Below are 12,359 nucleotides of genomic sequence, written 5' to 3' on the forward strand. Positions count from 1 at the left end.
CCCTGAAGATTGGAGCGTGTGCTGACTCACGGCTACGCGCGATTGAGGATGGACTCGACGGCCGCCTGCGCGATGGGGTGGTAGCGCTCGCCGTAGCGCTTGAAGAGGCCTCGCGCGATGCCCTTGCCCTCGGGGGTGGCCACCAGCGCTCCGTAGAGCGGCTTGAGGTACTTCATCCGTCCCACCTCGCCCAGGAAGGCCTCGGTGCGGCCCAGCGCCGGCTCCCAGCCCGCCTTGAGCGCCGCCGCCAGCCACGACACCAGCACCTCCGAGTTCTGGCTCTTCGTCAGATGGAAGCGCTCGTCCAACTGCCGGAACACGTCCCGCGACGTCCCCTGCGGCAGCCACTCGATGAAGAGCTGCCACTCGGCCGGGGTCCAGTCCTTCACCTCCTCGGCCGACGGCACCTTGCCCTTCGTCTGCCCCATGCGCTCCAGCCGCTCCGAGCGCGGCACTGGCGCCCCCGCCGGGATTCCCGGCTTGCTCAGGTACGTCTCCGCGTCCACCTTCGCCAGCGCCCCCGGCAGGTGCTTCTCCACGAACGCCGTGAACTGCTCCGTGGTCAGCGCCTGGAAGCGGTGCGCCTCCAGGTAGCGCCTCAGGAAGCCGTCGAAGGCCGACCGGCCCACCGCGTCCTCCAGCGCCCTCAGGAACAGGTAGCCCTTCTCGTACGGCACCTGGGAGAACGCCTCGTCCGGATCCACCCCGTTGAGGTGCGTGCGCAGCGCCGTGAGCTGCGGATGGGCCCGGAAGTGGTGCACGGCCTCCTCCAGCGCCCGCCGGCCCAGAGCCGAGTGCAGCTGCGCCACGTCCGCCCCGTACAGCGCTTCGATGATGCGCCGCTCGGCGAACACCGTGAAGCCCTCGTTCAGCCAGAAGTGCTCCGCCGACGCGTTCGTCACCAGGTTGCCCGTCCACGAGTGCGCCAGCTCGTGCGCCACCACGCTCACCAGGCTCTTGTCCCCCGCCAGCAGCGTCGGCGTCAGGAAGGTGAGGCGCGGGTTCTCCATTCCCCCGTACGGGAACGAGGGCGGCATCGTCAGCAGATCGAACCGCTCCCAGTCATACGGCCCGAAGAGCTCCTCCGCCGCCCGCAGCATCGCGTCCACGTCCTCGAACTCCTCCGCCGCCGCCTCCAGCACCTCGGGCTCCGCCCAGACCCTCGAGCGCGGCCCCAGCTCCTTGGCCGCCAGCCTGCCCACCGCGAACGCCAGCAGGTACGGCGGAATCGGCTGCGGCATCTCGTAGCGCTCCACCGCCTCCACCCCGTGCTCCTCCCGTCCCGTGAAGCCCGCCGCCATCACCGCCTTCAGCTCCTTGGGCACCGTCAGCTCCGCCCGGTACCGGATGCGGATTCGCGGCGTGTCCTGCACCGGCACCACCGAGCGTGCGTGGATCGCCTGGCACTGGCTGAACAGGTACGGGTACTGCCCTCCCGACGTCTGCGCCGGCGTCAGCCACTGCAGCGCGCTCGCCTGGGGGGACGTCCGGTAGCGGATCGTCAGTTGCTTCGTCCCCGGCCGCAGCTCCACCCTCAGGCGGCTGCCGAGGATGGGTTCCGGCGGCGACACCAGGAAGGGCAGGGGCTTGCCCTCGGCGTCCACCACCGAGCGCACCTCCAGCTCCCGCGTGTCCAGGTCCAGGGGGCCCGCCGAGGCCTCCTTCAGGGTGAGGGTCGCCTCCGCGTGCAGGCGGCGCGTTCGAAAGTCCACGCGCGCCTTCCAGGTGAGGGTCTCGGTCTCGGGCTGCGTGTCATCGTTGTACGAGTGGGGATCGAGTCGGGCCATGGGGGCAAATACCTTACCCCCCACCGGCCAACACGGGGGACCCAAGAGTCGGTTGACTTTTGAGTCAACCGGCGCAATGTCTCCTGCCATCCTTTTTCAAATCGGGAGCCTCTTTCGATGACGACGCGGATCCGCAAAGTGGCAGTTCTGGGCGCGGGCGTGATGGGCAGCGGCATCGCCGCGCACCTGGCCAACTCGGGCGTGCGCGCTCTGCTGCTGGACATCGTGCCCCCCAAGGCCGGGCCCGGCGAGGACACGGCCTCCAAGGCCTTCCGCAACAAGTTCGCCGCCGGGGCCTTGGCCAACCTGCGCAAGCAGAAGCCCAGCCCCATCGTGTCCGAGCAGGTGCTCTCCTTCATCGAGGTGGGCAACTTCGACGACGACATGGCCCGCATCGCCGAGTGCGACTGGGTCATCGAGGTGGTCAAGGAGGACCTGGCCGTCAAGCAGGCCACCTTCGCCAAGGTGGAGCAGCACGCCCGCAAGGACGCCATCGTCAGCTCCAACACCTCCGGCCTCTCCATCCAGGGCATGCTCCAGGGCCGGGGCGCCGAGTTCCGCAAGAACTTCCTCGTCACCCACTTCTTCAACCCCGTCCGCTACATGAAGCTGCTGGAGCTCGTGGCGGGTCCGGAGACGAGCCCCGACGTGGTGAAGGCCGTCCACCGCTTCGGCGAGGAGGTGCTCGGCAAGGGCATCGTCTACGGCAAGGACACCACCAACTTCATCGCCAACCGCATCGGCACCTACGGGATGATGCGCACCATCTCGGAGATGCAGAAGGCGGAGCTGTCCATCGAGGAGGTGGACAAGATCTTCGGCCCCGCCATGGGCCGCCCCAAGTCCGCCGTGTTCCGCACCGCCGACATCGTCGGTCTGGACACCTTCTCCCACGTGGCCAAGAACTGCTACGACACGCTCACCCAGGACGAGGAGCGTGAGGTCTTCGCCGCCCCCGAGTTCCTCCAGAAGATGGTCGCCAAGGGCATGCTCGGCGACAAGAGCGGCGGCGGCTTCTACAAGAAGGACAAGAGCAGCGGCGGCAAGGACATCCTCGCGCTGGATCTCAAGACGCTCGAGTACCGGCCCCAGGCCAAGGTGCGCTACGAGTCCCTGGGCGCCGCCAAGGACGTGGAGAACGTGCGCGAGCGCGTCGCCACCGTCCTGAACGGCCAGGACAAGGCCGCCAAGTTCGCCGAGCGGATCACCCTCGACGTGCTGGCCTACTCCAGCCGGCGCATCCCGGAGATCGGCGATGACGTGGTGAACGTCGACCGCGCCATGCGCTGGGGCTTCGGCTGGGACATCGGGCCCTTCGAGACCTGGGATGCCTACGGCGTGAAGAAGGGCCTGGAGCGCATGAAGGAGCTGGGCCTCAAGCCCGCCGCCTGGGTGGAGCAGATGCTCGCCTCCGGCCGCACCTCCTTCTACGGCGTGGAGAACGGCAAGGACACCTACTGGGACATCCCCTCCAAGTCCGTGAAGGTGGTGCCGGAGAACGCCCGCACCTCGCGCGTGGAGTACCTCAAGCGCGGCAACAAGAAGATCTCCGGCAATGACTCCGCCACCCTGTGGGACATGGGCGATGGCGTGACGCTGCTGGAGTTCCACTCGAAGATGAACTCCATCGACGATGACATCATCTCGATGATGAACACGGCCCTGGACGAGACGGAGAAGAACTTCCGCGGCCTCGTCATCGGCAACGATGGAGGGAACTTCTCGGCGGGCGCCAACATCATGGCCATGCTGATGGCCGCCAAGAGCGAGGAGTTCGAGGCCATCCGCAAGATGGCCGGCGCCTTCCAGGCCGCCAACCAGCGCATGCGCTACAGCCCCGTGCCCGTGGTGACCGCGCCCTTCAACCTCACCCTCGGCGGCGGCGCCGAGGTCACCATGGGCGGCAACGCCGTCCAGGCCTCGGCCGAGCTGTACATGGGCCTCGTCGAGGTGGGCGTGGGCCTCATCCCCGGCGGCGGCGGCACCATGCAGCTCCTGCGCAACGTGTACGGCCCGTACTCGGCGGACAAGGACTTCGACGCGTTCCCCTTCATCAAGAAGGTGTTCCTGTCGATCGGCACCGCGAAGGTGGCCACCAGCGCCGAGGAGGCCCGGGAGCTGGGCTTCCTCACGGCCAGCGATGGCATCAGCGCCAACCGCGACTTCCTGCTGTCGGACGCCAAGCAGCGGGTGCTCGGCCTGGCCAACGCGGGCTTCCGCCCGCCCCGGCCCAGCCGCTTCCGCCTGCCCGGGCCCAGCGGCTTCGCCACCATCGACATGATGCTCTACGACATGGAGCTCAACGGGCAGGTCTCCGCCCACGACCGGAAGATCGCCCAGAAGCTGGCGCGCGTGCTCACCGGCGGCGACACCAGCCCCTCCGTGCTCCTCACCGAGGAGCGCCTGCTGGAGCTGGAGCAGGAGTCGTTCCTGAGCCTGATCGGCGAGGCGAAGACCCAGGACCGCATGATGCACATGCTCGAGAAGGGCAAGCCGCTGCGCAACTGAGGCGGCGGCGTTACGGGTTGTTCCCACGTCATCCAGTGATTCGAGACTTTGAAGCCCGGGGTTGCTCCCCGGGCGAGGAGACAGACAGATGCCCGGTCGAGTCGTGATTGCCAGCGCGGTGCGCACCCCGTTCACCCGCGCGCACAAGGGAGAGTTCAAGGACACCCGGCCCGACACGCTCGCGGCCCTCGCCATCAAGGAGGCCGTCAAGCAGGTCCCCGGCCTGAAGCCCGAGGAAATCGAGGACGTCATCCTCGGCTGTGCCATGCCCGAGGCGGAGCAGGGGATGAACGTGGCCCGCAACGCCGCGCTCCTGGCCGGTCTGCCGGACACCGTTCCCGGCATGACCATCAACCGCTTCTGCTCGTCGGGCACGCAGTCCATCGCCCAGGCGGCGCAGGCCATCAAGGCGGGGATGATCCAGGTCGCCATCGCCGGTGGCACCGAGTCCATGACCATGGTCCCCATGGGCGGCAACAAGGTCAGCGCCAACCCGGAGATCATGGAGAAGTTCCCCGAGGTCTACACCTCCATGGGCGCCACCGCGGAGAACATCGCCTCGCGCTACAGCGTGTCGCGCGAGGACGCGGACAAGTTCGCCTACGAGAGCCAGCGCCGGGCCGCCACCGCCCGCGAGCAGGGCAAGTTCAAGGAGGAGATCTTCCCCGTCACCACCACCGTCTATGACGAGGAGGGCAAGGCGCAGCAGGTCACCGTGTCCGTGGACACCATCCTGCGTCCGGACACCACGTTCGAGGGTCTGGCCAAGCTCAAACCCGCCTTCAACCAGAAGGGCGTGGTGACGGCCGGCAACGCTTCCCCGCTGACCGATGGCGCTGCCGCCGCGGTGGTGATGAGCGAGGAGAAGGCCCAGCAGCTCGGCGTGAAGCCGCTCGGCTACTTCCTGGACTACCAGGTGGCCGGCGTGCCGCCGGAGATCATGGGCGTGGGCCCCGTGCCCGCGGTGAAGAAGCTGCTGGCGAAGAACAACCTCAAGGTCGAGGACATCGACGTCTTCGAGCTGAACGAGGCCTTCGCGGCGCAGGCGCTGCACTGCATCCGCGAGCTGGGCATCCCGATGGACAAGGTGAACCCGAACGGCGGAGCCATCGCCCTGGGTCACCCGCTGGGCGTGTCCGGTGCGCGTCTGGTGGGCACCATCCTGCGCGAGCTCAAGCGCCGCAACGGCCGCTACGGCGTGGTGACGATGTGCATCGGCGGTGGCATGGGCGCCGCGGCGCTCATCGAGCTGGCGAAGTAGGTTCACACCTCACGAGGCCCCTTCCGTTGCACACGGGAGGGGCCGTCGTGTTTCTGGCGGTGCCCCGGACGCCACGCGACGAGCGCGTGCAGGCTGACGTAGAGGCACGGCACGACGAAGAGCGTGAGCAGCGTGCCCACGCTCAGCCCGGAGAGGGTGACGAGCGCGAGCGGACGCAACAGCTCCGTGCCCTCGCCAAAGCCGAGCGCGATGGGCACCAGTCCGAGCGTGGCCAGCAGCGTGGTGATGAGGATGGGGCGCAGGCGCATGGGCGCGGCGCGTTGCATCGCCTCCAGGCGTGACAGCCCGGGTGATTCCTCGCGGAGCTGGTTGGCGAGCTCCACCAGGATGATGCCGTTGCCGACGATGACGCCCACCAGCAGCACCATGCCGATGAGTGCCGTGGCTCCCATCGCCACTCCCGTCACCACCAACCCCATCGTCCCGCCCACCAGCGCGAGCGGGATGGTGAAGAGGATGACGAGCGGATCCACGAGCGAGTCGTACTGCACCGCCATCACCGTGAGCACCAGGAAGACGGCGAGCGCGCCGAGCACGAACAACGAGCGCTGCAGCTCCCGGTTGCTCCGGGCGGCGTTGCTCTCCATGCGCGACACGCCTCGCGGCAGCTCCACCTCGGAGAGGATCCGCTCCACCTCCTCCAGCGCATCGCCGAGGCTCGCTCCCTCCGCGAGGTCTCCCGCGATGATGAACACCTGCCGCTGGTTGATGCGTTGGATCTCCGCCGGGGTGGTGCCCTCGGACACGCTCGCCACTTCGGAGAGCCGCACCGGCGCCTGGTTCGAGAAGACGAGCGGCAGTTGCTCGAGCTGGGAGCGGGTGCGCAGGGCCCCTCGCGCCAGTTTCACCCGCACGTCCACCAGGCGCTCACCCCGTTGGAGCTGCGTGGCGATGGTGCCCTCGAGCGCCGTCTGCACCGCCTCGCCGATGTCCCCGGAGGACAGCCCGAGCAGCCCCGCTCGCTCCGGATCCCGCCGCACCTGTACCTCGGGCTGCACGGGGTCCGCGTCCGGGCGGTAGCGCGCCAGCTTCGCCTTCGCGTCCAGCGCGGCCACCACCTGCTGTCCCGCGCGCTGCAATGCCTGGGTGTCATCGCCCTCGAGCATCACGTCCACCTCGGCCCGCACCGGCGAGTTGCTGGTGATGAGGCCGCGGATCTGCTCCGGCGCGAGCCTCAACCGGATGCCCACCAGGTTGAGCTTCGCCAGCTCCCGGTTGACGCGGGCGACGTAGGCCTGCACGTCCGTGCCTGGTTTCAGGGTGATGGTGCTCGAGGAGCGCAGCGCGTTCTCCGATGTGGCGTTGCCGAAGAGGAAGCCGCCCACCGTGGTGAAGACGTAGCGCGTCTCCGGCTGGCGCATCAGCAGCGCGTCCACCTGCTTCATCAGCCGTTGGTTGTCCGCGATCGGCAACCCCGGCGGGAGCTGGACGACGAGGCGCGCCTGGCCCGTGCCCACGCGCGGGAGGATCTCCGTGGAGAGGAAGGGAAGCAGCAGCGCCGCGAGCACCCCGAGCCCCGCGAACACCGCGGCGATCACCACCAGCCGGTGGGCCAGTGCCCGGGAGAGCAGCGCTCCATACCCGTGCGTGAGGCGCTCCACCCGGCCGGCGAACCAGCGCACCGGCTTCAGGCGGGACAGGCCGCTCGTCTTCCGGATGGCGAGCAGCCTCGCCGCCAGCGAGGGGATGATGGTGAGCGCGGTGACGAGCGATGCGCCCACCGTGAAGAGCACGGTGAGGATGAGCTCGTTGAAGAGCAGCGAGACGAAGCCGCCGATGAGCAGGAAGGGCACCACGGCCACCAGGTTGGTCGTGGTGGAGGCCACCAGGGCCGACTCCAGCTCGGTGGCGCGGGTCTGGGTGAGGGGGATGAGCTCGGGGAGGGGGAGGGTGTCCGCGCCTCCATTGCCCTCTTCGCGCCGGCGCCGCTCCTCCACGCCTCGCACGATGTTCTCCAGCACCACGATGCAGCTGTCCACCGCTCCGATGCCCACCGCCAGCCCGCCCAGGCTGAAGATGTTGAGCGAGGCGTCCGCGAGCGACAGCAGGCTCACCGCCATCAGCGTGCCGAGCGGGATGGACAGCACCACGATGAAGGTCTGCCGCAGCGAGCCGAGGAAGAGCAGCACCACGAGGCTCGCCAGCGCCGCGCCCGCCAGCCCCGAGACCGCCACGTCCTGGATGGAGCGCTTGATGAACTGGGACTCGTCCAGCGTCGCCGTGAGCACCGTGCCTTCCGGCAGCCTCCCCGTGCGCCGCAGCTCCTCCACTTGCGCCTTCACCCCGTCGACCACCTCGATGGTGTTGGCGTCCGGCTGCTTCTGCACGCTCACCTTCACCGCGGGCTGGCCGTTGAGCGTGACGAAGACGCGCTCGTCCTCCGTCCCGTCCACCACGGTGGCGAAGTCCCCCAGCAACACCTTGCGCCGCTGTGGCGCCACGGTGGGCTCCGACGCCTCGGTGCTGGCCTCCGGTGGCGGGCTGTCGACGAGGAAGGTGATGCGCTCGAGCTCGGCCGCGTCCCGGAAACGCCCCACCGTGCGCACGAGCGACTCGGCCCGTCTACCCTCCAGCCGCCCCGCGGAGATGTCCTGGTTCTCCGCCTCGAGCGCCTGAAGCACCTCCACGAGCCCCAGCCTGGAGACCTGCATCCGCTGCAGGTCCAACCGCACCTGGACCTCCTCGACCGCGCCACCGGACACGTCCACCGCCGCCACGCCGGGGACCACCGCCAGCTCGCGCGCCAGCTCCTCGTCCGCGAAGATGCGCAGCGCCCGGCCGGACAGGCCGGGGGAGGTGAGGGCGAACTCCACGACGGGGAGCTGCGATGGGTCCACCTTGAAGATTCGAGGCTGCTCCAGCGTGTCCGGCAGGTTGCCGCGAGCGCGGTTGACGGCCGCCGTGGCGTCGTTGAGCGCCTGGTCCACGTCGCCGCCCGGCTGGAAGTACAGGTTGATGCTGACCTGCCCCTCTCGCGTCTGCGAGTAGACCTGCACCACCCCCTCCGTCGCCGACAGGGCCTCCTCCAGCGGGCGGGTGATCTCCTCCACCGCCACCTCGGGCGCCACGCCGGGCGCGTCCACCCGCACGCTGACGCGCGGGTAGGTGATGGAGGGCAGCAGGTCCACCGGCAGGCGGAAGAGGAAGAAGAGCCCGAGCACCACCACCGTCGCCGCGAGCATCAGCGTGCCCACCGGACGCCGCACCGCCAGCGCGCTCAGACCTCCTCGTCGTCCGCGCTCACTCACGGCCACCCCCGGTGCCACCTTCCGGCGCGAGGCCGTCCGACAGGGCGCTGGGACGCACCTCGGTCCCCGTACTCAAGGGCCGTTCGCCGCGGACCACCACCCGTTCGCCCTCCCTCAGCCCCGAGAGGATCTCCACCTGGCCGTCGGCGCGCGCCCCCAGCCGCACCCGCCGCTCCTCCACCCGGGCTCCACCTCCATCGGCCGCCCCCGTCACCACGAAGACGCGTCCCTCCTCCGGCGGGGGCTCCAGGAGGCCGTCGTCGGCGCCAGTCCCGGAGCCGCCCTGCGCGCTGGAGAGGCCACTCCCCGCATCGGGTTGGTCCACCCGGAGGGCCGATTCGAGCACCAGCAGTCTTTCCTCTCCTCCATTGTCGAGCTGGACCCGGGCGAGCAGCCCGCTGCCAATGCGGCCCTCGGGGTTGTCCAGCACCACCTCCACGGGCACCAGCCGGCTCAGCGGGTCCGCCTGGGGCGACACACGTGTCACCGTGCCGGTGAAGGCGGTGTCTCCCAGGGCGTCCAGGCGCACGGGCACCCGTTGTCCCGGCTTCACGCGGGAGAGCTCCAGCTCGGACACGGAGAGCGCCACCTCCACCTGGGAGAAGTCCCCCACGCGCAGCACCTCGTTCCCCGCCAGCACCAGGTCTCCCACCGTGTGGAACCGCTCCACCACCCGCCCATTCACGGGCGAGCGCAGGCTGGCGAACGAGCGTCGCTCCCGCGCCGCCGCGAGCAGCGCCGCCTGCGCCCTCACCCGCGCCCTCGCCGCCGCCACGAGGCTCTGTTGCGTGCGCACCTGCTGGGCGGCCGCGCGGACCGCCTGCCGCGCCGTGCGGGCCTCGGTGGTGCGCTGCTCCGCCTCCTGGCGGCTGGCGATGCCTCGTCTGGCCAGCCGCTCGTAACGCCGCGCCTCCACCTGCGCCTGCGCCTGCGCGAGCCGCGACTGTTCCAGCGCGCTCCGGGCCTGGGCGACGCCCGCCTCCGCGCTCGCCACCTGCGAGCGGGCCTCGGCCAGCCCCGCCTCCGTCTCGTGCACCTCCGCGTCCAGGAGCGCCGTGCTCAGCCTTCCCAGCTCCTGGCCCTCCTTCACGGCGTCTCCCACGTCCACCGCGAGCTTCTCCAGGTGTCCCTCCACCCGCGCGCGCACCGCCACCAGCTCCACGGGTTGCGTCGGGCCCACCAACGTGAGGGGCGCGCGCAGCCGTCCGAGCCGCGCCTCCTTCACGTCCACCGCCACCGCTCCATTGCCCCCGTCGCGTCCGCCCCCGCCTCCCTCCGGCTCGCGGGTACACGCCGCTTGCACCAGCAGGAGCGCGAGCCCCGCGCACACCCCCCGGAGTGGGCTCCTCCCACCCGTCACAGAGGACATTCGGCCTCCACCATGAGCGCCTCCACACGCGCCTGCACCAGGTCCAGCTCGCGCAGGGCAAGCGTGCGCTCCGCCTCGCGCAGTTCCTCCGCGCTCTGCACCAGCTCCAGGCTGGTGGCCACTCCCTCCCGGAAGGCCTCCTGGGTGAGTGTGTCCGTCTGGGACGCCGCATCCCGCGCGCGCCGGGCCGCTACCCTCAGCGCCTCCGCCAGTGCCACGCCCCGGCGCGCCCTCGCCACCTCCACCCCCAGCGTGCGCCGCACGGACTCGAGCTGCTCCCCGGCCACGGCGAGGTTCGCCCGTTCCGCGCGCACCGTCGCTCCTCGTGTCCCTCCGTCCCAGATGGGCACCTCCAGCACCGCCGCGATGTTCCACGTGCTCACGCGCGCCACCCCCGGATCCACCGAGAGGGCCGTCAGTGAGCTCTGCAACCCGAGCGTGGGCACATAGGCCGCGCGTGCCCCGGCCACCTCGCGCTCGGCCGCTTGGAGTTGCTGGCTCGCGGCGACCAGGTCCGCCCGGGGCTCGCCCCGCAGCGGGCGGCACAGCGTGGCCAACTCGTCGCGCAGGCCGTCCAGTCGGAAGCCAGGCGCGAGGCCCACCTCGGCATCGGCTCCGAGCGCCAGCCCCAGTCCATCGCGCGCGCGGCGCAGGGACTCCACGCTGGAGAGCAGCTCCGCGCGTGCGAGCTCCAGATCCCTCCCCGTGCGCAGCGTGTCCAGCTTGCGCCCGGAGCCCAGTTGCTCCGCCTCCTGGGTGAGCCGGTGCCGCGCGAGCGCCTGTGTCAGGCCCATGCGGTTGAGCTCCACCACCCGCTCGGCCGCCACCACCGCCACGAGGCCTCGCGCGAGCTCCCGTACCAGCAGTCTCCAGGTGTCCCGCGCGGAGGCATGGACCGCGCGCTCCCGCGCCCGGGCCGCCGACAGCGCCTGCCAGGCCGGCACGTTGAGCACCGTCTGCACCGCGCTGGCGCGCAGCGAGACCAGGGGCGAGGTGGGTCTCGACTCGTCCGCGTCCTCGTCCACGTCGACGTTTCCGTCTCCCCCCTCGATGGTGAGCGAGTTCCTCCCCGCCAGCCGCTGCTGCGCGGACAGCGAGGCGCGCACCTCGGGCAGCAGGGGCGAGAGCGTCAGGCGGGCCTGGGCTCCGGCCAGCTCGAGCTGCGCGAGCGCCGTCCGCAGCTCCACCGAGCGCGCCCGCAGCCGGCCCACCGCCTCGTCCCACCGGGTGAGCACCACCTCCGGAGCGGGCGGGGTGATCAGCTCCTCGGCGAGCTCGGGTTCGGTGGCCGCTGGTGGAGGCACCCCGGCTTCTGTGACGGCGGGGACGGCGGTGAGCAGGAAGAGGGCCAGCAACATGCGCCAGATGGAGATGGGCCCCCATGGGTGAATGCGGAGCCCCCCGGCTCCCGGCAGCGGACGTTGTGACCCGGCGGGGTCCGGCCCCGAACGTTTCACCTGCTCGTCCGTGCACAGACGTCCCGTACCGGAGGGCGAGTGCCTCCTCGGGGGCGGGTTTGACTCCCTCGTCCCCGTGGTTAGGCTGCCCCGGCATGCTCGGACGTTCGCATCACATCGCTCGCTGGCTGAGGTTGGTGCTGGCGTGCCTCTCGCTCGCCGGGAGCTTCGCCCCGGCGCATGCGATGCCCGATGCGAACCCCGTGGTCACGCTCTCCGTGCCGCGGCCCGAGTCCGTCAGGCGACTCCCGGCGGTTGCGCCAGCTCTTCGCCTCGTGCGCGCAGTGGGCGCTTCGTGGGCTCATGAGCGGGTTCCGCTCCCGAGCCGCGTCCCCGAGGTGCTCCTCCCAGGGCCCCCTCGCCGCCTCTTCATCTCGCATCGCGCTCTCCTCCGCTGAGCCATTCCCGGGTCCCTTCCTGGAATGTCCTTCAGCTCGAGGAGTACGCCATGTCTTCCTTTTCCCCGGCGGGGGGCGCCTTCCGGCGCTCCTTCTCCGCCTGTCTGCGCTTTGTCTTTCGTGTCCTGCGGTTCCTCTTCATCCTCGGCCTCGTGATGCTCCCCGCTCCCCTGACCGCGTGTCTGGTCGTCATCCTGGAGCCGGTCCGCCGCAACCTGCCCGCCGAGGTGCTCCGGAAGAAGAAGTGAGCCGGTTGTTCGTCAGGGCTCGCGGGTGCGCTTCATCCACGGTGGGAACAGCGGGTCGTATA

Annotated in this window: 7 protein-coding genes; 3 read left to right on the top strand and 4 right to left on the bottom strand. The window is 70.4% G+C overall.

Features of this window, described 5'->3' with window-relative positions:
* Nucleotides 1-32 precede the first annotated feature (32 nt).
* The gene (locus JRI60_RS17100; protein ID WP_204226931.1) at nucleotides 33-1,787 is read right to left on the bottom strand and encodes a M1 family metallopeptidase; all 1,755 of its coding nucleotides are present in this window, start codon (nucleotides 1,785-1,787) and stop codon (nucleotides 33-35) included.
* A 117-nt stretch (nucleotides 1,788-1,904) separates the two neighbouring features.
* Between JRI60_RS17100 and JRI60_RS17105 the strand changes: the two genes are divergently transcribed.
* Nucleotides 1,905-4,295, top strand: a complete 2,391-nt coding sequence (locus JRI60_RS17105) for a 3-hydroxyacyl-CoA dehydrogenase/enoyl-CoA hydratase family protein (protein WP_204226932.1) — start codon at nucleotides 1,905-1,907, stop codon at nucleotides 4,293-4,295.
* An 88-nt stretch (nucleotides 4,296-4,383) separates the two neighbouring features.
* Nucleotides 4,384-5,556 carry a thiolase family protein gene (locus tag JRI60_RS17110; protein WP_204226933.1) on the top strand — a complete coding sequence of 391 codons (1,173 nt, stop codon included), beginning with the start codon at nucleotides 4,384-4,386 and terminating at the stop codon, nucleotides 5,554-5,556.
* Nucleotides 5,557-5,558: 2 nt separating this feature from the next.
* Here JRI60_RS17110 and JRI60_RS17115 read toward each other — a convergent pair whose 3' ends face one another.
* The 3 genes from JRI60_RS17115 to JRI60_RS17125 are packed head-to-tail and all read right to left on the bottom strand — an operon-like array spanning nucleotide 5,559 to nucleotide 11,552.
* Nucleotides 5,559-8,825 carry an efflux RND transporter permease subunit gene (locus JRI60_RS17115; RefSeq protein WP_204226934.1) on the bottom strand — a complete coding sequence of 1,089 codons (3,267 nt, stop codon included), beginning with the start codon at nucleotides 8,823-8,825 and terminating at the stop codon, nucleotides 5,559-5,561.
* On the bottom strand, nucleotides 8,818-10,194 hold the full coding sequence (locus JRI60_RS17120; RefSeq protein ID WP_204226935.1) for an efflux RND transporter periplasmic adaptor subunit: 1,377 nt from the start codon (nucleotides 10,192-10,194) through the stop codon (nucleotides 8,818-8,820). Before JRI60_RS17120 ends, JRI60_RS17115 begins: the two co-directional genes overlap by 8 nt.
* Nucleotides 10,182-11,552: a TolC family protein gene (locus JRI60_RS17125; RefSeq protein ID WP_204226936.1), complete on the bottom strand. Its 1,371-nt coding sequence runs from the start codon at nucleotides 11,550-11,552 to the stop codon at nucleotides 10,182-10,184. The genes JRI60_RS17120 and JRI60_RS17125 overlap by 13 nt, the downstream gene beginning before the upstream one ends.
* Before the next feature lie 547 nt (nucleotides 11,553-12,099).
* On the opposite strand from JRI60_RS17125, the gene JRI60_RS17130 reads away from it, so the two are divergent.
* Nucleotides 12,100-12,297 carry a hypothetical protein gene (locus JRI60_RS17130; protein ID WP_204226937.1) on the top strand — a complete coding sequence of 66 codons (198 nt, stop codon included), beginning with the start codon at nucleotides 12,100-12,102 and terminating at the stop codon, nucleotides 12,295-12,297.
* The last annotated feature ends 62 nt before the right edge of the window (nucleotides 12,298-12,359 follow it).

It is taken from the genome of Archangium violaceum, from assembly GCF_016887565.1.
Taxonomy (GTDB): domain Bacteria; phylum Myxococcota; class Myxococcia; order Myxococcales; family Myxococcaceae; genus Archangium; species Archangium violaceum_B.

What these genes read in the sequence shown, in the direction of transcription:
- JRI60_RS17100 (WP_204226931.1), bottom strand. Translation starts at nt 1,787, where the DNA reads ATGGCCCGACTCGATCCCCACTCGTACAACGATGACACGCAGCCCGAG.
- JRI60_RS17105 (WP_204226932.1), top strand. Translation starts at nt 1,905, where the DNA reads ATGACGACGCGGATCCGCAAAGTGGCAGTTCTGGGCGCGGGCGTGATG.
- JRI60_RS17110 (WP_204226933.1), top strand. Translation starts at nt 4,384, where the DNA reads ATGCCCGGTCGAGTCGTGATTGCCAGCGCGGTGCGCACCCCGTTCACC.
- JRI60_RS17120 (WP_204226935.1), bottom strand. Translation starts at nt 10,194, where the DNA reads ATGTCCTCTGTGACGGGTGGGAGGAGCCCACTCCGGGGGGTGTGCGCG.
- JRI60_RS17125 (WP_204226936.1), bottom strand. Translation starts at nt 11,552, where the DNA reads ATGTTGCTGGCCCTCTTCCTGCTCACCGCCGTCCCCGCCGTCACAGAA.
- JRI60_RS17130 (WP_204226937.1), top strand. Translation starts at nt 12,100, where the DNA reads ATGTCTTCCTTTTCCCCGGCGGGGGGCGCCTTCCGGCGCTCCTTCTCC.